This window comes from Ignicoccus sp. (assembly GCF_056435145.1).
In genome coordinates this window covers 13803-33338 of the sequence record NZ_JBWNMZ010000009.1, presented here as the reverse complement: position 1 = coordinate 33338, position 19536 = coordinate 13803, and the positions used below count along the sequence as shown (strand labels likewise).

The following is a 19536-nucleotide window of genomic DNA, read 5'->3' as shown; positions in this document are numbered from 1 at the left end:
CTTAAGCACCCGCCTCCTTCAAGCCCAAGTAGAGCTTACCGATCTCGGGGTGACCAAGTATCTCTTTCGCTGGGGCCGAGTAGGCTACTCTGCCGGTAACCAAGACGTAGCCTCGGTCCGCTATCTCTAAGCCTTTCTTAGCGTTCTGCTCGACCAAAACTATAGTTACTCCTGTGTCGCGTATTTCCTTTACTTTCATTAGTACCAAGTCTACGTATTTTGGTGAGAGCGCGGCCGTAGGCTCGTCCAACAATAAAGCTTTAGGCTTGGCCATTAAGGCCCTAGCCATAGCCAACATCTGTCTCTCCCCGCCCGACAAGTTCGCCGCCAATTGGTCCTTTCTGGCCCTCAGTTCTGGGAACACCTCGAACATCTCTTCCATTCTATTCTCTACTTCGTTTTTGTCTTTTATTGTGTACGCGCCCATCTCTAGGTTTTCCTTTACCGTTAGGCTAGGGAACACGTTGTCGGTTTGAGGGACGTAGCCGATCCCCATCCTAGATATCTTGTCTAACCTCTCGTTAGTTATGTCATTTCCCTCGTAGAGTACCTTGCCGGAGAGGACCTTTGCTATGCCGAGTATTGCTTTTAACAGTGTACTCTTACCGGAGCCGTTAGGACCGACTACGGTTACTATCTCTTTCCTCAAAACGTAGAAGTTCACGCCGTGAAGAATGACCATTTTACCGTAGCCCGCGACCAAGTCCACAGTCTCTATTACCTTATCAGTCATAATTATCACCCCTCACGCTTCGCCTAAATATATATCAACAACTACCTTGTTATTCATAATCTCTTCGGGTGTCCCCTCTGCCACTATCTTACCCCTATGCATGACATATACATAATCAACGTAGTCGAAAAGTATGTCAAGGCGATGCTCTATTATGAGCATGCTTATACCCTTTTCAACTTTCAGGTTTACCAACAACTTGAATATTTCGTGGGCTAGGGTCGGGTTGACTCCCGCGGCGGGCTCGTCTAGCATCAACATCTTGGGGTCGCTCATTAACCCCCTAGCTAGCTCTACCAACTTCATTTGACCTCCGCTGATGGCTCCAGAGGGATTCCTCGCTACGTGGAGTATCTTCAACAACTCCAAGATATCTACGGCCTTCTCAGCTATCTTTGTCTCTGCGTGCTTCCACAGCCGTCTCACGATGGACTTAGTGTACTTCTCGCCAGGGTTCTTTCTCGCAGCTGTCATGACGTTTTCGAAAACTGTCATTCCTTTGAACATCCTAGGGACTTGGAACGTCCTTACCAGCCCTAGATGGTAGATTTTTTCTGGGGGTAAGCCGGTTATGTCTTTGCCGTCGAAGATCACTTTTCCGGAATCTGGTTTATACACTCCGGCAATGACGTTGAACAACGTAGTCTTTCCAGATCCGTTGGGTCCTATTAAGGCTGTCATACTTCCCCTCTTGACGCTCATCGTTACGCCGTCGAGAGCCACTACACCTCCAAACCGCTTCTTCACATCATCAACCTCCAAGATGTTGATGCTCACTCTTCCTCACCTCCGGGCGGTTTAGCCCTACCTTCTTCTTCTGCCCTTTTCAACACGCTCCACGCCGGCGTCCTCACTACCTTTTCTACGACCAAACCTTGGGGTCTGAACATGAGAAATACTATTATTAGTATACCGACCATCATGGCTTGGAAGTAGTTAGGCTCGATGGGTAAGTTTATGTAGTCCTTGGCTATTTGTGTCAACCTGTTTATCAGTATTACTATTGCGCTTCCGACGACGACTCCGTAGTTATTGGCAACACCACCCATTATTACCATTATCCATATCATGAAGGTAACTAGCGGCATGAATACGTCGGGATTTAAATATAGGAAGTAGAACGCGTAGAGCGCACCAGCGACCCCGGCCAAGGCGCTGCCGACGAACATCGTGAGCAGTTTGTACCGGTAGGTAAACTTTCCGATGCTCTTAGATGCAAGTTCGTCGTCTCTTATGCTTTTCAAAACTCGGCCCAGTGGAGAGTTACCCCATTTGTCGACCAACCAATAGGTTAGGGCCAACAACGAGAGGGTTAGCGTTACGAAGGCCGCTTGCCGTGCAAGAGGATCACTTATGTAAGCGAAGACGGGATTTATCCCCCTTAACCCGAAGACGCCTCCCCAGACGCTTTCGGTGGGAGTGTTTCGTATGAGGATCCTTATCATTTCTCCTATGATTATTGTTGCCATACCCAAGTAGTCTTCGCGCAACTTGACCGTCGGTAACGCGACGAAGACCCCCAAGATGCCGCTGGCAAGTGCGGCAGCGATCAAGCAATAGACGAACGGCAAGTGGAAGGCAGAAGACAAGATGCCGGCTGCGTAAGCGCCCACGGCGATGAACGCCACTTGTCCGAAGTTGTTTAGTCCAGTGTAACCGTATTCTAAGTTTAAGCTTAGTGCGGCTATTGCATAGAACGCTATGAAGAATATCACGTCGAGGGCGTAGCTGGCACTGACAATAAACAATGCTATTAGGGTTCCCAAGATAGACAAGCCCAAGAGTGCGCCCACTTTATCCATGACGAACACCTCCCGCTATGCTTTTCTCCTCTTAATACCGGCTATTCCCTCCGGTTTGACGAAGAGAACTAAGAGGAATACGGAGAAAGGTATCATAAACCTGTACCCGGTTAGCTGTGGGTTTATAGACGCAAGTATGCTTACTCCTAGCTGTTCGGCGAAGGCCAATAAGTAGCTCGCCACGAGTGTGCCCCAGAAGCTACCGAGGCCTCCCAGCACCGCCACAGCGAAGGCATTTAGGAGGACCATCCAGCCGAGCTCCGGATATATTTGTGTTTGTATAGCCCAGAAGAGCCCGCCTATGCCGGCAAGCGCTCCCGCGACGAGCCACGCTAGGTTAATCACGGAGTCCACATCTATTCCGCAAGCCGCGGCAAGCACTGGGTTGTCGGCTACCGCTCTCCAAGCCTTCCCTATCTTCGTTTTCTTGAACATAGTTGTCATAACTATAAGTATTATTAAAACGGTTGCTGTACTCCAAACGTGCAGTTCGGTGAACGACATTAGGGGTTGTGGGAAATACAGCAGCAAATTGATGGACGGTATCTTAATTATTCTTATCCCTTGGGCTCCGATGCTTAGTGCGGGAACGTAGTCGGATATGAAGGACGCTGTAGTGTTAACCAGTATCAAGCTGTTGTTTATTATCCACCCTTGGAAGCTATTTAGGTTTATTCCGAAGTTTTGGTACATTATCTCGGTCTTAAAATACGTCCTGCTATACCATGCGAGTTCGTACAAGAAATACCTTATGAAGAGTGCTACGCCTATGCTAGCTATCATTAATTGAACTAAAGTGGCTCCCTTGCGACTCAAGGGACGGTACACTAGTACGTGAGAAATTATGCTCGTCAAAGCGCTGGTAGAAGCGGCGATGATTATCAAGTCGAGTAAGTTCGCCTTCAAGAAACATGACCAAATTATTGTGATACCGATTAAGATGCTCGGTACGCCGAGGGCCAAAGCATCGCTGTTGCCCTTCAACTTCCACAAGAGGATAAGCACGGTGCCGAAGAGTAGCGAAAACATTCCGGTGGCTAACACAGCATTGTTTATTATACCACCTATTATGGCAAAGTTGTAGATCAAGTAAGCAGCGTAGGCCCCTGTGGTTGCGACGTCGCCGTGGGCGAAGTTTGCAAACTTCGCTACGGTATAAGTCAACGTTATACCGACAGCGATGAGAAAGTATAAGTTGCCCAAGAGTATAGCGTCTACCACGATTTGTGGTAACTGTTGAGAAACGTTGCTCAAAACCGAAGATATGTTCCAGAGAGCGTAGATTATGAAAGCTAGCAAGAGTACTCCGGCGAGCGCCTTCGTGTTCAATATTATTTGCCCGACGTCACTCCCCATCAACTTTTAATATCGTTTTGTCTTCGCCACGTGCGCAGCTACAATAATTATAATTAATGAACCCGTGTGGGCGACCGGGCGAGCTTAATGACGTTTGATGTAGCTGTCGTTGGAGCTTCCGGCTACACCGGCGGCGAGCTATTGAGAATACTTTCCGTCCATCCCAACGTAAACGTGAAGGTAGTCACTTCTAGAGAGTACGCCAATAAGCCAGTTTACTATGCCCATCCCCACCTAAGAGGGATATATTCGGCTTCACTGAAGTTCAGGAGACTCGACGACCCTGAAGAGCTTAGCGACGTGGTGGGGGACGTCGATCTAATCTTCCTAGCGCTCCCACACAAAGTCTCCTTACACTACGTACCCAAGGCCCTTGAAGTAGGATATAAAGTAGTGGATCTAAGCGCGGACTACCGACTCAAGAGGGTAGAGGACTACAAGACTTGGTACGGCTACGAACACCCCTATCCCGACTTGCTCGAAAAAGCCGTTTACGGGCTACCAGAGCTCTACGGAGAGAAGATAAAGAACGCACAACTAGTCGCCAACCCGGGCTGTAACGCCACGAGCTCGATATTGGCAGTCTTACCTCCGGCGGCTGAGAGAATAATTGAGTTGAACAAGATAGTTGTAGACGTCAAAGTAGGGAGTTCCGAGGCGGGGGCTAAGCCTTACAGAGGGGGACACCATCCGGAGAGGGAGGGCACTGCTAGACCTTACGACGCAGAAGGGCACAGGCACGTAGCCGAGCTAGAGCAAGTTATTAGGGATTATACTGGAAGGGACGTCAAAGTGGGTTTTACTCCGCACGCGGTGAGCATGATTAGAGGCTCTCTGGCTTCCGCCTATTCTTGGTTAACGGAGGACTTGACGTCCTTGGATATTCAAAGAATTTATGCTAAGTATTACGCTGGCAAGAAGTTTGTGAGAATAGTGAGGGGCCCTCCGATGCCTTATCCGGACGTGAAAAACGTGTACGGCAGCAACTACGCCGAGGTGGGATTCGCTTTGGACAAGAGGACTGGGAGGTTGGCGATGTTCGCTGCTATAGACAACTTGATGAAGGGGGCTGCGGGCACTGCAGTTCAGAACATGAACATCATGCTTGGGATGGAAGAGGACGAGGGCTTAAGAAACTTGGTTCCCGTACGCCCTTAATAGCCCAGAGGGTTCGTGTTGGGAGGGATAACATCGTACGTCACCAATGATGTTTCTATTAGCAACGCTTTTCCGGACTTATTTAAATAATTCACAACGCCGTTGTAATACTTCTCTATCATATTTAAAACTTGGCGATCCTCTATGATCTTCGAATAGCTCAGAAGCTCGTCTATTTCCTTTGCTGAGAGGGGTTGATCGTGAACATCTATATTGTTTAAGATTCTGTTCACTAACTCGCTAAACTTGGGCTCGGGCAGTCTTTCGCGTACGTAGTCATTCAGTAACCTTTCTAAGTATTTTAAGTGTTTCTCTGAGAGGACATATTCGTAGAGGCTGCCGGACACGGCTAGGGCATAAATTACTTGTCCCTTCCCTCCTCCGTCCTTAGGGACGCTCGCGATTGCTTGATCTATTGACTCCTTCACTGCAATGGCTTCTTTCGGCATGACGTGTGAGACGAATATATAGGGGTCTATGGTCCCTAGTGTTGACCAAGGAGTAAGCAACAGCTCTTCCGAGAGTAGAGGGAGCAGACCGGACAAGGATAGTGCTGAATCCACTATGAGGGTTTTTATCACATCTACACCAAGACTTTTAAGCTTTTTTACGACGAATTCGGCAAACTGGGCTGTAGCGTTATATGCATTGAACAATATGAAGAGTGAGTTACAATCGAAGAACGAACTCCTCAGAGCTCTTATAACTAACGAGGAGTCCCTTACGTGCGATAACATAGTAGAGAACTTCTGAGCGGCCTCCATGTAGGGGTTAGCTATAATGGAGACTACGCACTCTTCCCTCAGTACGATTGATATTTCGTCCAATATCCCCTTTCTCCCACGGGGGTGTTCGTAGCTCATTAGCTTCCACCTCTTCGAACCTTTACTCTCCTTGTAATAGAGTTTCTCGCGACCATGAGGTAGGCTGAGGAGGCATGTTTTTTGAGACCACGAACTCTTTTCCTCGAGGTTCCGTGTTCTCTAACCAGCACGACGGGCGCTTCCACGGGTTGAGGGAGTAGGTCCAAAGCCTCCTCGCTCGTGACTATTCGGTCCGGTTTGATGACTTTAACTATTTCGGTTATAATCTTGGGTGCGTCGCTCCTAGGGCCTTCCCACTCCCAAACAGGTACGGAGTCTACGACAATGACTATCCCTACAGTCTCGCCTGGGTCTATACCCAGCTGTGTAACCTTCGAGCCGTTGCACATCTTTAGCGACTTCACTATGCAGTCCAACTCGTTTTCGCAAGTCACGGACTTTGCACAGCCCGGATCTATTTTGAACTCCTTGAACTTTCTAAGCAACAAGTAGAATTTTCGGTCCTCCAATTTCTCGTGTTCCGAGAGGGTGAGACATTAATAAATCGAGTGACAGAGGTCGTAACCGTCTACGACCTCTTCGTCACGGAAGAATATCGACATCTCCTTTTGTACCTTTTCGGGGCTGTCCGTCGCGTGGACTACATTCCTGGCCTTACTGAGGGCGAAGTCTCCTCTGATCGTACCGGGCGCAGCCTTGGCTCCGTCGGTGTCACCTATCATTTTCCTTACCACTTCGACCGCGTTGGGACCTTCGACAAGGATAGCGACGACGGGTCCACTCGTCACGTAATTTATTAAATCTTCAAAGAACGGTTTTCCCTTGTGTTCTTCGTACAGCTTTTCTGCCATTTCTTCGCTCATTTTGACCATCTTCATGGCAACTATTTTCAATCCCTTCCTCTCAATCCTTGATATTATCTCTCCGACGAGCCCTCTTTTAACGCCGTCTGGCTTAATCATTATGAACTCTCTCTCCACGGCGTTCACCTCGATGCGTATTTGTTAGTCCAAGGAAGCTTTCTGGGATCCTTCCCCATCTTGAAACTCTTGAAGCACTTGCTGCTACAGAACCACATAATTGAGCCGTCATTCTTAACATACATTATTCCTGTCCCCGGTTCCACCTCTTTTCCACAAAAGCTGCAGACCCTCCTTACCAAGACCGACCCCCACGTCCCGGCATTTTAGAGATTTAAAAGGAAACTCAGGAGAGGAGCGGGGTAGGGTCGTGGCGAAAAAGGTATATGTAGGCGAATGGATGAATGATATAAAGATCACAGAGGAGATAGGTTTCCCTGTCGAGGTTATTCAAATCATAGGGAGAACTGGCGTAACTGGAGAGATAACCCAAGTCAGGGTGAGGGTTCTAGAAGGTAGGGACAAGGGCCGTATCTTGACGAGAAACGTGAAAGGACCCGTGAGGTTGGGCGATATACTGATACTGAGGGAAACCGAAAGGGAGGCCAGAAAGCTCTCAAGCAGAAGGTAGAGATATTGAAGCTACCATCTTTGCTATCTCGGGGCTGTAGAGCCCGCGCGTCGCGAAGTTGCACCACTTGACGTTGCCCGCGCCCCACAGCAAGTACGCCATACACTCTTCGAGCGCTTCCACAGTCCTTGAGGACCAGTTTATTTGTTCGTATAATTCTCCGCTGAACGGAACTGGAATCACCTTTATTCCTTCTTCGACTATCTCTAAGATCACGTTTAAGAGTGCTCTCCTCTCGTTGGCGTCGGCTAGGACTCTCGGGTGAATTTGGTTTACCACGAGCAGCGAGGGGATCAAGTCTATTGCTTCCCTGACGAGCTTTAATGTTCTCCGAATCTCTGGCGCAGAAGCTTGAGTGACGAGAACGTTTTTGGCTCTTAACGAGTTTATCATACATTTTAGTATCGGTATGTCCGCAAAACTTGTTACGGGAACGTCTACGACCACTAAGTCAAAATCTTCTTGGATCTCAGCCACAGTCCTAGCGACAATCTTTATCACCTCTTTCACGCCTTTTTGGGCTATCATCATCGAATATTTCATTGCCGAGTCCATCGTTCCCGAAGGCACTACGTACAAATTGGGCTCCACTCGGTGGAGGTACCTTTCCAGTCGGCCTCCCTTGACTAAAACGTCGTACCACCCTTCCAAGCGTCTCGCTTCTTCTCCCAAGAAGAAGCGAGAAGAGCCGTCGCGAAAGTCCGTGTCTATGAGGAGAGTAACCTTGTTTACCTTCTGGGAACTGGCTTTGGCTATGAGAGCGCTTATTGTGGACTTCCCTACCCCGCCCTTAATGCCCCACACCGCTTGGACCTTGCTCCTCGCGAGCAGAGGAGGACATTCGAGGCCCCTAGCTCGTGCCACTACATTTACCCGTGAGCTCTATGTGCTGAAAGAAATAAAGTTGGACGACTGGCGGTCGCGCGTAGCTCAGCATCTTCACCTTTTCAGCCCACGTACAGTTCGTCATCCCGGACCGATCCCAATGCGCCCACGAGACGCATTATTAAAGCTGCTTTACGAGAGGGGCGTGGAAAAGTTAGCCTCCCTAAAGTGTAGTATGAACACTAGGTTTAAAAGGGACCCGTTCCAAGAAACAGCAGTCCACATGCTCGTCAGAAATAGTAAAATAAACTTGAAGAAAGGCTTGAAGTCGCGAAAGTGGTTCCGCGTAGAGTTAGGAAGCTACGTGATTTGGTACATGTTGAGGGGAGGCGAGGACGTGAGCGACGTCACCCACGAGGCCGAGGGTGAGTTGAGTCGGGAAGAGCTGCTACCGTTGTTGGACCGATTACCCTACGTTGCTGTGTACTTAGGTTTCTTCGACTTACACACCCCGAAAGAGCTGAGAAAGCTGAAGCTACAGCTTTGGGAAACGTTGAACTCGGTTAGGTACTTCCTTTGGGACGCACATATGGTTTTGGTAGACGTTCCTAGACACTTTCACTGGAAGCCAAACGACCACGTGAAGTCCATGAGCCTAGAGGAGCTGTGCACATTCGATAGAGTAGTACTGTTAGACCCTAATGCTGACGAGGCCTTAAGCGCCAAAGAAGTGCTGACGGCCGACGTCTTCTTGTTCGGAGGAATAGTAGATAAGGAAGTGCCCAGACCCGGCTTAACCTCTAAGATCCCATGCAGCTGTTGTAGGAGAAAGAGAATAGAACTTTGGGGAAGCACTGTGGGTGTGCCACTAATGATACACAAATTAGTCTTTGCCGTATTGATGGCTCGCTATGAGTTGGGAGGGGACGTACAAAAGGCTATTGTAAAGGTAATGGGATCTCGAGAGAGAAGGTGGAGACTCGCTTGGGAGGCCGTAATAGCTTATAAGAACGGTAAGGATCCGCTGGCTGCAGTCCTCCAGAAAGCGAAGGAGTTAGGAGCCTCTAGGGCGGAGGTAGTTAGGGCTCTAAAGATGAGTGGGATAGAGGGAGGTAAACTTGCCGAAAGGCTTCAAACAGAGTATAGTGGTGAGAACTGATATTAAGATGGGAAAGGGAAAAATATGCGCTCAAGTAGCCCACGCGTCCTTAGGCGCTGCATTAGAAGCCATGAAGAAGAAACCGATGTGGTTCGAGGGTTGGATTAGGGAAGGTCAAAAGAAAGTGGTTCTTAAAGTAAGTTCCTTGAAGGAGCTACTAGAAGTTTATCAAAAGGCTAGGAGCCTAGGCCTCCCTGCGTTCTTAGTTGAGGACGCGGGGTTGACGCAGCTGGAACCCGGCACGATAACGGCAGTTGCAGTGGGTCCAGCCCCCGAGGAGGAAATAGATAAAGTGACTGGTCATCTAAAACTGCTGTAGCGACGGACCTCGGCGGAGAAGAGATTCCAATAACTCCCAAGACTTCGCTACTTCTTGCGAGTCTACTTTATCGGGAGTGTCCACCTCCGAATGGTATATTTGGAAGAGTTTGTCCCAGTCCGATGTAATTCCTACTGCTTTATTCAACAAACTCTTATCTCCGAGAGGTAGCAGCTCACCCAGAGACCTTCTGTCCCTCACTAGTATGGGGGGACTGAGGCCCACCGAGTCAAAAGCGACTATTAGATCCGCGCCCTCTAAGACGTCCTTAAACTCCCTCTCGAAGAACCGAAAGCCGAAACCCCAGTAAGGATCTTCGTTAGAAAGTTCGTCCGGTGCTGAGAACACCACTAAAACTTCCTTCAAGTCGAGTTGTGCTATCCTGTCAAGAGCGATTGCTACAGCAGCTCCGTTGTCCACAGAACCCCCTCCGAAAGAGTCGTAATGGATGAAAACAACCGTTTTTGGGTTCTCCAAATTACCTACTAAGATTTCTGAGAACTCAAAGGTCTTCCACTTTACTTCTATCTCACCGCCGTCGCTTCTCTTGACTTGCTCTACGTCATTCCTACTCACGGTTATCGAGGGTTGCTTTGTGAACAGAGCCTTTGAGATCGAAGGACATTTCGAATTATACAAGAAGGCCGATCCTTCCGGATCAATATCATTCTTAAATAACTCGTAAGTATCTATTACTATGTTACTCACGTAGCCACTCTCAAAGCCAGTTGCTTCACACTTGACGGGAGGACCGAAGACCTCACAGTGTGTGTACACAGGCAAGGGGACCTTACCGCTGAGTTCGTAATATTCTATGCCGTTCTCCCTCAGCACGGAGCCTATGAAGTTAGCCGCGTCTTGCAATCGTTCGTATAGCCTCGGGCTCAAGCGGTAGAGGTTCCATAAGTAATCTAGGAAGCCCAAATCGGTTCCCTTCGAACTTTCGGAATTTGTTTTTATTTTTCTGTCCACGTCAAATGCCGCCTAACCCTCTGGCATCATCTAATACGTTCTCCTTCAGTTCTCTTATTATTTCTTTTCTTGCTTTTTTAGTCTTCCTCCTCCATCCATCCGGCCTTCCTAGTATTACTGACGCCGAGACCCTATCGGTTATGGGCTCGTAAATCGGACACTCTAACACGCACAGTCTACACGAGATGCACTTCTCTGGATCTACTTTGGGCCTTTCGACAACCTTGATAGCTCCAGTGGGACACCAGAGCTCACAGCTCTTACACTTCATGCATTGGTACCAGCGGTGAATGAGGGCGTCAACCACCAGAGCCTCTTCTAGAGAGTTTACGCCCTTAACTTCCACCTTATTCTTAGAGAACGTTATTTCGAGACCTTTTTGCGACTTTATATTGTTGCGGTTGGTTCTCTTGCCTAAGATGCTCCATTGATCCTCCAAGGCCCTTTCTATATTGGAGGAATATTTCACAACGGTCTTGTCGCCGTTACTCTTCGATTCGACTATGTTAGGCCAGATCCTGTTTTTGTATTCGTCCTCCCAACTATAACTTATCCTAAGCTTATTCATAAAGCTCTTCTTCTTCGAACTTGGGCTGAGCCACCTCCACAGTCCGTATTCGTTCCATTCCGGAGGTAGCCCTAAAATTTTCCTCCACCTCTCTACCTCTTTCTCCCACTTCTCCCACAAGTCTTTGTGTACTTGTTTTGTGAATTCGAACTCCGCTAGTAAGCTGGCTGGACACATGAAGCAGCCTATTCTCTCAAAACCCTTAAAGTATAGCGGGTTCACCATATCCTTCAAGCCCTTTTGGAATATGTACATCCAAACGTCCAACTGAGTCCAATAGTGTATCGGAGCTATATTAAGTACTTGGGGAAACCACTTGTTCCTCCAAACCCTTGGGGACTTGCTCCTCTCTATGCTCTCGAAGGCCCTCTGACCTACGACATTCAACGTGCCGGAGGGCCACCTCTCCTTCACTAGTTTAGCCATCGGCACCAGTTTAGTTACTTTGCAACACCACCGCAAGTCCCTCGCCGGCGGGGAGTTTCTCATCATCGCTTCCCAGAATGAGTCCCCGGCGTCAGCAACTACCAACTCTAAGCCGAACGCCTCTACGACCCTCCTCACCGTTTCGAGGGTTTCGGGCATTTCTATTCCAGTATTATTAAATACAACTACGGGATTACCGAAATCTAAGGTCAAATGAAGGGCAACTAAGCTGTCTTTGCCTCCGGAAAAGGAGACCGTGAGGGGCTTGTCGACCTTACTTACCATAGAGTAGATGAACTTTTTCGATTGAGAGGTGAGCCGCCGAAGACGACGTTCGTTGGAGGCTACTACGTCTTCTATCGTAGTGTCGCGCGGCTTAGCGGGAAAGGGCTCCTTTCCAACTATCGACTTCGGGAACGAAGTTATTACCCTGACTCGCCCCTTCCTACAAACTCCGACCCCCACGGGGACTCCGCCCTTGTTGACCAAGATCACTTGCTCTCCGTCGGAGCACCTCTCATAAAATATCGAAGAGCCCTCGCTCGGATGCTCTTCTACCTTGAGGGTCTTGGCCACACCCAACTCTACGAGGACTGAAGCTCCAGCGTAAGACGGCCTGAACCTCCAAATCCTTTCTATTGGTTCCCAGTATAACTTGCCAACTATGGTACCCCTCGAGAACACTTCTCTGAAGTCGTCAAGTCCTGCGCCCTTGTTTACTAGAACTACTCCTTTGCCTCCTAAGACTTTCCACAAGAAGTCGGAGCTCCCGAACTCGCGTTCGAGAGCCTCGCTGAGCAGACCTATGTCGTGCTCAAAGGCGAAGCGGGCGTCTCCAGGCAAGGTCATGGGAAGCTCTACTGTTTCACAGTCCCAACAATCCTCTTTGAACGTGGGTACGTTCTTTTCCACGTCCCACACTATTCCTGCACTAATATTCCATCCTTTCCTCATAGTTGCGACATCCCTCTCTCCGGCCTTTGTAGGATTAAACGTTAGGGGCGTCGATGGACGTCATTACTTCTTTACTGACGCTTTCGTTGGCCTTATCTGGCTTGAGTTACGCATTAGGCGTTCTACTGTACGCTCTTCCATTGCCCATAGGGGATGTGAAGAAGTGGGCACCAATCCTGATAAACGATGCACAACTCGTCTTAGTAATGACGCTTGCGTACGGCTCAATAATATATTTTTCTGACAAAGTAATCGAACTAGCAACGTCTAGTTCTAGGGAGGAGTTAGTGTACGACATTTATGAAATAGCTAATGGGATAGCAAGGCTATATTTATTCTTTAAACTGTTGAAGATCATGTTCTCCAGCATATTTTCGTTTAATGTGCTTGGACTACCTTTGGGTAAAGCAATAAACGCCTTTTACGAAGTAGTTTCAGCCCTCGACCCTTTGGGCAATTGGGCTTCTTCGTTTACCTTAGACTTAATGATAATGGTGTTTAAGGCAGGTGCCTACTTGTGGACGCTCACTTACATTTTAGCTGTTGTGGGTGAGCTCGTCATGCCGCCGATGCTGGCACTGGGCACGCTGGCCTTAGGAGTTCCTTTCAGAATAACGAGGTCCGTTGGGGCAGCCCTAATAGGATTCGCTATTAGTACATACGTGTTCGTCCCTTTGGTAGTATCTTTCTTAAAGCTAATAGCTAGCTACAATCCCGCCCTAAGAGTTGTGACAGAACTAATACTGAACCTTCCAGTTCGCGCAAGTGCAAGCATAGTCTACCCTTACGGAAAGGTGTTAGACGCACGAGGGAGGCCAGTGCCCTACGTGTTCATTTACTTTGAGGACGAGAACGCACACTTCGGCCTTTATCCCGTAGACGGCGACGGAAGGTTCGACACGCGGATCCCCTTAGGCGGTGCACCATGGCCTCGTGCACTCGTGAAGGTAGACCTCTACGGCTTGAGCGTTAATTATGGTCAAGTTGAGCTGGGCTCTATGAGCAAGGGCTCTTTTGGGGAAATTACAATAAAGATGGACGATGTACAAGTCTTTTCGCCAGGGGTGGCCGTTGTCGGAGACGTCTCGACTGAGTTTAGGTTGTTAGTTGAGCCTCGCTCTGGGATGTTATACTTACAATTCAAGTTAACTGCCATAAATGACACGGACGTCAACATAGTAGTTACTGGGGTTCTGAAGGATCGCGTTAGCTTCATTAGTAGTCACGACTTAGCCAACTCTCAAATGAGAATGGAATCATGGGAAGGGATGCCTTGCTACGTAATAAGTTTCCACATGAGCCGAGGCGAACGCGTTGAAATGCTCGTTTACGGTACGGTGAGCACCTTTACGCCGCCCAAGCCTTACGTCCTAGGTTATCTTGCAAACTTAGTAGGAATAAAGATGAAAAACAGTATATACTACGCCAAGCATTACACAACTCAACAGTACATCCTCGTGGTTCCCTTCATAGTTTCTGCCCTCCCCGCCATTCACATGATGTTGGCCGGACTAGTTGCTAGGGCGATAGCATCGCTGATCTCCGAGGGGTCGAAGAACCTCATTGTAAGGATGTGGTGACAATTTGTTCTTAGAGTTGACGTTTGCGATACTGACGTCAATGCTTATGTGTAGTAAATTAAACTCTAAAAAGAAGCGACGCTACCGCGTGGGAAGGGACGTTTTAATATTAGAGGAGGGTAGGGGCAGACTTTACGTGGGAGGTCTCAAGGTAGAGAAGGTGGATCCGCTGTACTCGTACGACGATCGGAAAGTCTATGATTACGCTAGGTCTCTTTCTAAGTGTTGTAAGGGTTCGGAGGTTGAGGTAAGATTAATTAGGAGTTCTGAGGATGCGAAAAAATTAATAAAGAAGATAGAAAACGAAATTAGTACGCTGAGGATTATTTTGAGTAAGGATAACAGTAACGTGAAGGCTGAAGAGAAGTTGAGGTATTTTGAGAGCTTGTTGAAGACGGTCTCAAAGCACCCGCCCACGTCTGTGAACACGTATTACATACTCCGTTCCAACTCTAGGGAGAAGCTAGAGAGAGACGTAGAGTACCTCAAGGGCATAGTAGAGGGTATTCTTAACGTAGAAGTCAGAAGGTTGAGTGGTCCAGAGCTGTTAAAACTCATTAGAGGTGAAGATAGCAATAAAATAATAACGAATTCTAAGTCGTTTTACGCAGTACAGCCCAAAGCGAGGCGTCATAACGATAACGCGTTCATATACCTGGGTATAAGAGAGGACGGCGAGGCGTTCCTCCTCGACGTCAACGATTTACTTCATCACGTCCTAGTGGCGGGCTCTACCGGAAGCGGCAAGAGTACTCTTCTCTGTACCCTAGCCACTAGGGCTAGACTAGTTGGGATAGAAGACATAACTATCATGGATCCTAAGGGAGATTTGATAAACATGTGCGGGAAGGAGTACAAGACTTACGGACCATTTGTAGAAGAAGAGACGAGGAGGCGAAGGGAGGTGGTCGAAGCCTTTGCGAGTGACGTGTTATCAAGTATATTGAAGGAGGATTTGAGCAATACTTTAAGGAGATTAATAATAATTGACGAAGCTTGGTTGTTAGAAGAGGAGACGTTAGAAAGCATGTTGAGGGAGGGCAGGAGCAGAGGGGTAGGAGTGGTCTTAGCCACCCATTCCCTGACTGACTTGGGAAGCGGCGTCCTCAACAACGCTCATACAAAGATATTTATGAAGTACTTAGAAGTTCAAGAACTGAAGGAGTTGGGGCTACAAGTTGACCTGCTGGAGTTGAGGAGGCTGGAAGCAGGGGAAGCTCTAGTTTTGACGTCCGGCGGCGAGGTGGTAAGGGTAAAGATAGACCCGGTTCAAACCCTTACCCGGACCACCTTGAAGTCCTCCAAGCCCGAGTCAGTTAAGACCTCCTCCACTCCGTCTACAAGGCCTTCGAGCTCTACCATCATGAAGTTTGGAACTACCTTCGACTTTTGAATAGTTCTCACCATGAACTTCTTTTTAAATAGGGATACCACTTCGTCGCAATTCTCCCTCCAGCACTGTACGAAAACTCTAGTCACCTCTACCATGGTTTCTCTACCTCTACTTCGGTCTCATAGCCCAGCTCCTTCAGTGCTTCCTTTAATAGATCGACCGATATCCTACGGTCAAAGACTATTGTTACTATTTCTTCGTTGCCCTCCTTTTTGAGCGCTATCTTATCGACTACTACTATTCCTCTTATCATGTCGTCCAAGCTATGTGGGGGAGCTATGAAGTCCTTGAACCTCTTCTGCATGTCGCGGTAGAACTCTTCAAAGTGGCGGAGGTACCTCATGGTTTCTTGCAAGTCCCTCGGACTTTTGCCTAATTTCCCTTCAATTATTTCAAGTAACCTCAGCGCGTCCTCCCTGGAGAGCTCTACCCACTTATACTTACCGCCATCAACTACGATCCTTACCGTTTTCACGTCTTGGTCCCACCCCCGTTAACCTAAAGAAAGTTAAATAGCAAACGTCGGCGGAGGAACTCCATGGACGAACCAGTCTTTAGAGCCATGTTCTCTCAAGCTAGCAAGTTTAAGAAGATATTCCAGCCTCTCACCAAGCTCTTCGAGTCGATGCCGTTTTACGTAACTCAAGAGGGTATAGACATAAGGAGTATGAGCAGCGACAAAAATACCATGGTAATATTTAACATGCCGTCCACCTCATTCGAGGAGTTTCAAGTAAACGAAGATAACATAGTAATTAAGGTAGATAGCGATGAGTTAAACAAGGTCGTGAAGAGAGGTACGAGGGAGGACGCCATAATATTTGAATACTACAAAGGGAGTCCTTACTTGCACATAAAGTTCTTGAATCGCAAAACTAGCGTGGAGAGAGAATTCAAGATACAAGCGCTTGAAGTTCCTGAAGAAGAACACCTAGACGAGCCCCAAGTACAACTAACTGTCACGGCCAAAATGGACCCAGCCGACCTTCGCCATGTCGTGGCCGACGCAAAGATAATTTCGGACGAGGTAGAGGTTTCCACTCCCGACAATGAGACCTTGGAGTTCATCTCATTTGAGGCCAACAAGAGTTACGAGGCACAGCTGAAGTTGTTTAATCCGCTGGTCAGTTTGGTTGTGGAGAAGGAAGCCAAAGCGAAGTACTCCGTCCAACACTTATACGATGCCACTAGGGCCTATCAAGCTACCAAAGAACTCACACTCGAGTTCGCTACAGACATGCCTATGAAGCTGGAGATGAGTATGGAAGCGGGTTCCGAGCTTAGGATGTGGATAGCTCCGAGGCTTTGAAGAGCCAGTGCATACAACGCTCGCCGCTTTTGATATTAGAATACTTAAGTTTGGTGAGGACGACCGGGGCCAACCCCCTCTCCGACAGTTCGTTTAACACCCGCTTTACCCCGGAAGGGGACAAGTCTTTGGGTATGACATACACGACGGGCTTTCCATTGAGCGTGGGGTAGTCGTACTCTGGAACGGCCATCCTCAATACTGTTTGGTTGAAGAAGCCCAGAATCCCTCCTAACTTGAAATATCCCTTTAACGGTATGTTCCTCCTTATGACGTCGGCGAGCGTCCCTATATCCCTTAAGGGCGCGCTCGAGGTGCCGTCCACGTAACTGTTGTCGTCAGATATTACAACCCCCCAAACCCATTCTACGCCCTTGAACGTTAAAGACGCCAACAAGTCGCTGACTTCGTAGCTCCTTAACGAGTCCAACCTGGCAATCAGAACTACGGTATACCCCTTTTTAATAGCGTTTTCGGCTATTTCGTCTGAGATGGGTTTAACGAGCGAGAAGTAACCTTCCTTTGGGGGAACGGAACCGTCAAACAAGTAGTCTCCGAACCGGTCGCCTGGGAACTCTGCGTTCTCCCAAGGGTATATGGCGCACAACTCTTTGCCCGGCTTAACCGTAGGCAACGCAGTTCCTGATACATACAACTTCAGCAATAAGATAAGAATGAGTATTTCGGTTGAGTACGTTATAATTAGAAATATTCCCAAGAATTTCTTCCTGAGTTCTAGTAATCTGAACGTTGCGTGCAGGAGCGAGAGCGAGCCGAGGAGCGTCAACGACGAGCCCAGCAGCTTGAGAGCTACGTCCCACCCCGGAAGGACTACGTCGCTTATTCTGGACAGCTTCGAGAGCCAGAGGTTGAATGGAGCTAAGAACAATGGCGAAAAGAGCATGGGAAAGATGTCCCAAAAAGCAATAACGTGCGACAATGAATAGAATAGAAACGAGAGGGTGAAGCGTCTAGCAACTCTCTCGTCCTTCAGAACTATTGGAAGCAGCGTCGCAGGCACCACCAAGTGTTGTAGCGCGCCGACGTACGTGAGCTGTATATAGGTGATATAAGCTAAGAATGCAGCTGTAGGAACGTCAAATATGTAAGAAATCAGGATAAGTGTAGGGATATAAAGGATAGAGATCGGAGTTATTACGCTATGGAGCGTCACCGCACTCCCATGCATCAGAACGGCGTTCGCCAAGTTCCCCGAGTACCCTCCAAGCGCGTCAGTGTAGAGGGCCAGTTCCGGAAAACCCCCAAATCCCAGCGCGTTCGGAGGTCTGTTTGCGTGAAACAGCGTGACCTCGATCAAATCTTTAAACGAAGAGACCCCCTTGCCGGTTAGAAGGCCGTATATAAGGATTGTTGAGATCAGCGAAGCTAGTGCCACCGAGACGAACTTCCCCAAGCCCGTGAGGTCCCTCCTTCTCAGGAACGAAAAGGCGAGGCTCGGAGCCAGCAGTAGGGAATGTTGTTTCGAGGCTAAGGCCAAACCGTAACTCAAGCCGCCAAGGAACGTTCTGTTCCTAACTGTAAATAATACAGTTAGCAATACGAAGAGAGCTGTGACGCTGTCAAACATCCCGTGCATGAATATTGCAGCTAAGGAGACCGGGTTGAATAAAACGTACTTCCACGAGCCCTTTTGAATCTTTTCCGCTATGAGCGCAGTCGCCACTAGAGCAAGGACGCTGGGCAGCTTTATTGCCCACAAGTAAGCCAAAGTCAGCGGCACCCCTAGAGTCCGGAGCACGCAGACCGGAGGCAGCCACATTAGGATGGGTAAGGGGGGGTACGCTACCCACATAGGGCCTATTCCGGGGAGGCGAGCCCCTACCCATTGAGAGTAAGAGTAGGCGTCCTTACCTTCACATACTAGAACGGTACTCTTTATGAAAACAAACGTATCCCAAGCGTTGCCGGAGACTAAGAACACTAGACCAGCGAGGATCGCCAGTACGGCCAGCTTTAGCGAAGCCCTAGTCTTCACTTCACGCCTCCTTTACAAAGAGCGCTAAGGAGCTCAAAAGCGCGTTGCGGATCGTACACGTAGAGCGGCACTAACGAGGAGTCGGGAGAGAGCATGAGGCCTCCAACCCAAATCCCCCTTTTTAGGGGAGCGTAACGTAGGGCGCCGACCTCGAGCAAGTAGTTCGCAAACAACGCAGCTAGAGGACCGTAGGGAGTGGTCACATTGAGAACGAACTGATAACTCCCTTCGGCGTTATCAATAATTATGGTAGCGTTTGTGGAGACGGAGGAGGGGCATGAGGGTCCCCAACAGTAGGCCGCGTCGTAACCTTCTAGCGCCGGCGGTTCTGACCACCGCGGCCCCTTCTGGACTATTGCGTACACCCCAATTTCGTTTGATATTAACATTCTGAACAAGGTATTCAAGTTTTCCTTGAATACCTTAAATTCGAATGGGGATAAGTAAAACAACACCTTACATCTCTCCGTACCATTGAAGGGCCGTATATGTAGGAGGTAGAATTTATTTTCGTTTGTGCTTATTGAATCAAGCGAGGAAAGCTTGCGGAGGTCGAGATCTAAGGCGTTTCTGATGTGTTGCGGGGAAACGACCGAAACGTAGGTGTAAGCTATCAGTATCGCCAACAACGTTAGTACTAGCGACGTCACGTCGTTCACTACTCTTCCCTG

At 48.5% G+C, this 19536-nt stretch carries 21 protein-coding genes and 1 pseudogene; 7 read left to right on the top strand and 15 right to left on the bottom strand.

The window, feature by feature from the left end:
• Position 1: 1 nt before the first annotated feature.
• The 5 genes and pseudogenes from AC1HCZ_RS03220 to AC1HCZ_RS03200 form a co-directional block, all read right to left on the bottom strand.
• Positions 2-733: an ABC transporter ATP-binding protein gene (locus AC1HCZ_RS03220; RefSeq protein ID WP_479462105.1), complete on the bottom strand. Its 732-nt coding sequence runs from the start codon at positions 731-733 to the stop codon at positions 2-4.
• Positions 734-745: 12 nt separating this feature from the next.
• Positions 746-835 carry an ABC transporter ATP-binding protein C-terminal domain-containing protein gene (locus AC1HCZ_RS03215; RefSeq protein ID WP_420805655.1) on the bottom strand — a complete coding sequence of 30 codons (90 nt, stop codon included), beginning with the start codon at positions 833-835 and terminating at the stop codon, positions 746-748.
• 147 nt (positions 836-982) lie between these two features.
• Positions 983-1456, bottom strand: a pseudogene (locus tag AC1HCZ_RS03210) (ABC transporter ATP-binding protein); the annotation flags it as partial.
• A 50-nt stretch (positions 1457-1506) separates the two neighbouring features.
• The gene (locus AC1HCZ_RS03205; RefSeq protein ID WP_479462104.1) at positions 1507-2535 is read right to left on the bottom strand and encodes a branched-chain amino acid ABC transporter permease; all 1029 of its coding nucleotides are present in this window, start codon (positions 2533-2535) and stop codon (positions 1507-1509) included.
• A 15-nt stretch (positions 2536-2550) separates the two neighbouring features.
• Complete coding sequence (locus tag AC1HCZ_RS03200; RefSeq protein ID WP_479462103.1) at positions 2551-3864, bottom strand: branched-chain amino acid ABC transporter permease; 1314 nt, start codon at positions 3862-3864, stop codon at positions 2551-2553.
• Between the two features lie 114 nt (positions 3865-3978).
• On the opposite strand from AC1HCZ_RS03200, the gene argC reads away from it, so the two are divergent.
• On the top strand, positions 3979-5049 hold the full coding sequence (gene argC, locus AC1HCZ_RS03195; protein ID WP_479462102.1) for an N-acetyl-gamma-glutamyl-phosphate reductase: 1071 nt from the start codon (positions 3979-3981) through the stop codon (positions 5047-5049).
• On the opposite strand, the gene AC1HCZ_RS03190 is transcribed toward argC, so the two are convergent.
• The 4 genes from AC1HCZ_RS03190 to AC1HCZ_RS03175 are packed head-to-tail and all read right to left on the bottom strand — an operon-like array spanning position 5046 to position 7035.
• Positions 5046-5912, bottom strand: a complete 867-nt coding sequence (locus AC1HCZ_RS03190; RefSeq protein WP_479462101.1) for a hypothetical protein — start codon at positions 5910-5912, stop codon at positions 5046-5048. The genes argC and AC1HCZ_RS03190 overlap by 4 nt on opposite strands.
• Positions 5912-6382 carry a hypothetical protein gene (locus AC1HCZ_RS03185; protein ID WP_479462100.1) on the bottom strand — a complete coding sequence of 157 codons (471 nt, stop codon included), beginning with the start codon at positions 6380-6382 and terminating at the stop codon, positions 5912-5914. Before AC1HCZ_RS03185 ends, AC1HCZ_RS03190 begins: the two co-directional genes overlap by 1 nt.
• A gap of 27 nt (positions 6383-6409) precedes the next feature.
• Positions 6410-6853 (bottom strand): nucleoside-diphosphate kinase, encoded by a 444-nt coding sequence (gene ndk / locus AC1HCZ_RS03180; RefSeq protein ID WP_479462099.1) that lies wholly within the window; start codon positions 6851-6853, stop codon positions 6410-6412.
• Positions 6854-6858: 5 nt separating this feature from the next.
• A complete protein-coding gene (locus AC1HCZ_RS03175; RefSeq protein ID WP_479462098.1) occupies positions 6859-7035 on the bottom strand; it encodes a 50S ribosomal protein L24e in 177 nt (58 codons plus the stop codon).
• Between the two features lie 98 nt (positions 7036-7133).
• Between AC1HCZ_RS03175 and AC1HCZ_RS03170 the strand changes: the two genes are divergently transcribed.
• Positions 7134-7364, top strand: coding sequence for a 30S ribosomal protein S28e (locus AC1HCZ_RS03170; protein ID WP_479462190.1), 231 nt, complete (start codon positions 7134-7136; stop codon positions 7362-7364).
• Here AC1HCZ_RS03170 and AC1HCZ_RS03165 read toward each other — a convergent pair.
• The gene (locus AC1HCZ_RS03165) at positions 7350-8228 is read right to left on the bottom strand and encodes an AAA family ATPase (RefSeq protein ID WP_479462097.1); all 879 of its coding nucleotides are present in this window, start codon (positions 8226-8228) and stop codon (positions 7350-7352) included. The genes AC1HCZ_RS03170 and AC1HCZ_RS03165 overlap by 15 nt on opposite strands.
• A gap of 121 nt (positions 8229-8349) precedes the next feature.
• Here AC1HCZ_RS03165 and AC1HCZ_RS03160 point away from each other — a divergent pair, with 121 nt between their 5' ends.
• Both AC1HCZ_RS03160 and pth2 read left to right on the top strand, forming a co-directional pair.
• Entirely contained in the window at positions 8350-9348 is a 999-nt protein-coding gene (locus tag AC1HCZ_RS03160) for a hypothetical protein (RefSeq protein ID WP_479462096.1), read from the top strand.
• A 7-nt stretch (positions 9349-9355) separates the two neighbouring features.
• On the top strand, positions 9356-9667 hold the full coding sequence (gene pth2, locus AC1HCZ_RS03155) for a peptidyl-tRNA hydrolase Pth2 (protein ID WP_479462189.1): 312 nt from the start codon (positions 9356-9358) through the stop codon (positions 9665-9667).
• On the opposite strand, the gene AC1HCZ_RS03150 is transcribed toward pth2, so the two are convergent.
• Positions 9653-10591 (bottom strand): hypothetical protein, encoded by a 939-nt coding sequence (locus tag AC1HCZ_RS03150; protein WP_479462095.1) that lies wholly within the window; start codon positions 10589-10591, stop codon positions 9653-9655. The two genes, pth2 and AC1HCZ_RS03150, sit on opposite strands and share 15 nt — an antisense overlap.
• A 49-nt stretch (positions 10592-10640) precedes the next feature.
• Positions 10641-12587, bottom strand: coding sequence for a phosphoadenosine phosphosulfate reductase domain-containing protein (locus tag AC1HCZ_RS03145; protein WP_479462094.1), 1947 nt, complete (start codon positions 12585-12587; stop codon positions 10641-10643).
• Positions 12588-12640: 53 nt separating this feature from the next.
• On the opposite strand from AC1HCZ_RS03145, the gene AC1HCZ_RS03140 reads away from it, so the two are divergent.
• Together AC1HCZ_RS03140 and AC1HCZ_RS03135 are read left to right on the top strand one after the other, a co-directional pair.
• A complete protein-coding gene (locus AC1HCZ_RS03140) occupies positions 12641-14167 on the top strand; it encodes a hypothetical protein (protein ID WP_479462093.1) in 1527 nt (508 codons plus the stop codon).
• 4 nt (positions 14168-14171) lie between these two features.
• On the top strand, positions 14172-15560 hold the full coding sequence (locus AC1HCZ_RS03135) for a helicase HerA domain-containing protein (protein WP_479462092.1): 1389 nt from the start codon (positions 14172-14174) through the stop codon (positions 15558-15560).
• A gap of 88 nt (positions 15561-15648) precedes the next feature.
• On the opposite strand, the gene AC1HCZ_RS03130 is transcribed toward AC1HCZ_RS03135, so the two are convergent.
• Entirely contained in the window at positions 15649-16035 is a 387-nt protein-coding gene (locus AC1HCZ_RS03130) for a hypothetical protein (protein ID WP_479462091.1), read from the bottom strand.
• A gap of 63 nt (positions 16036-16098) precedes the next feature.
• Here AC1HCZ_RS03130 and AC1HCZ_RS03125 point away from each other — a divergent pair, with 63 nt between their 5' ends.
• The gene (locus tag AC1HCZ_RS03125) at positions 16099-16869 is read left to right on the top strand and encodes a DNA polymerase sliding clamp (RefSeq protein WP_479462090.1); all 771 of its coding nucleotides are present in this window, start codon (positions 16099-16101) and stop codon (positions 16867-16869) included.
• Here AC1HCZ_RS03125 and AC1HCZ_RS03120 read toward each other — a convergent pair.
• Together AC1HCZ_RS03120 and AC1HCZ_RS03115 are read right to left on the bottom strand one after the other, a co-directional pair.
• Positions 16841-18865 (bottom strand): hypothetical protein, encoded by a 2025-nt coding sequence (locus tag AC1HCZ_RS03120; protein WP_479462089.1) that lies wholly within the window; start codon positions 18863-18865, stop codon positions 16841-16843. The two genes, AC1HCZ_RS03125 and AC1HCZ_RS03120, sit on opposite strands and share 29 nt — an antisense overlap.
• A complete protein-coding gene (locus tag AC1HCZ_RS03115) occupies positions 18862-19524 on the bottom strand; it encodes a hypothetical protein (protein ID WP_479462088.1) in 663 nt (220 codons plus the stop codon). The genes AC1HCZ_RS03120 and AC1HCZ_RS03115 overlap by 4 nt, the downstream gene beginning before the upstream one ends.
• Between the last annotated feature and the right edge of the window lie 12 nt (positions 19525-19536).

What these genes read in the sequence shown, in the direction of transcription:
- AC1HCZ_RS03125 (WP_479462090.1), top strand. Translation starts at nt 16,099, where the DNA reads ATGGACGAACCAGTCTTTAGAGCCATGTTCTCTCAAGCTAGCAAGTTT.
- AC1HCZ_RS03205 (WP_479462104.1), bottom strand. Translation starts at nt 2,535, where the DNA reads ATGGATAAAGTGGGCGCACTCTTGGGCTTGTCTATCTTGGGAACCCTA.
- AC1HCZ_RS03160 (WP_479462096.1), top strand. Translation starts at nt 8,350, where the DNA reads ATGCGCCCACGAGACGCATTATTAAAGCTGCTTTACGAGAGGGGCGTG.
- AC1HCZ_RS03170 (WP_479462190.1), top strand. Translation starts at nt 7,134, where the DNA reads ATGAATGATATAAAGATCACAGAGGAGATAGGTTTCCCTGTCGAGGTT.
- AC1HCZ_RS03215 (WP_420805655.1), bottom strand. Translation starts at nt 835, where the DNA reads ATGCATAGGGGTAAGATAGTGGCAGAGGGGACACCCGAAGAGATTATG.
- AC1HCZ_RS03190 (WP_479462101.1), bottom strand. Translation starts at nt 5,912, where the DNA reads ATGAGCTACGAACACCCCCGTGGGAGAAAGGGGATATTGGACGAAATA.
- argC (WP_479462102.1), top strand. Translation starts at nt 3,979, where the DNA reads ATGACGTTTGATGTAGCTGTCGTTGGAGCTTCCGGCTACACCGGCGGC.
- pth2 (WP_479462189.1), top strand. Translation starts at nt 9,356, where the DNA reads ATGGGAAAGGGAAAAATATGCGCTCAAGTAGCCCACGCGTCCTTAGGC.
- AC1HCZ_RS03220 (WP_479462105.1), bottom strand. Translation starts at nt 733, where the DNA reads ATGACTGATAAGGTAATAGAGACTGTGGACTTGGTCGCGGGCTACGGT.
- AC1HCZ_RS03145 (WP_479462094.1), bottom strand. Translation starts at nt 12,587, where the DNA reads ATGAGGAAAGGATGGAATATTAGTGCAGGAATAGTGTGGGACGTGGAA.
- AC1HCZ_RS03140 (WP_479462093.1), top strand. Translation starts at nt 12,641, where the DNA reads ATGGACGTCATTACTTCTTTACTGACGCTTTCGTTGGCCTTATCTGGC.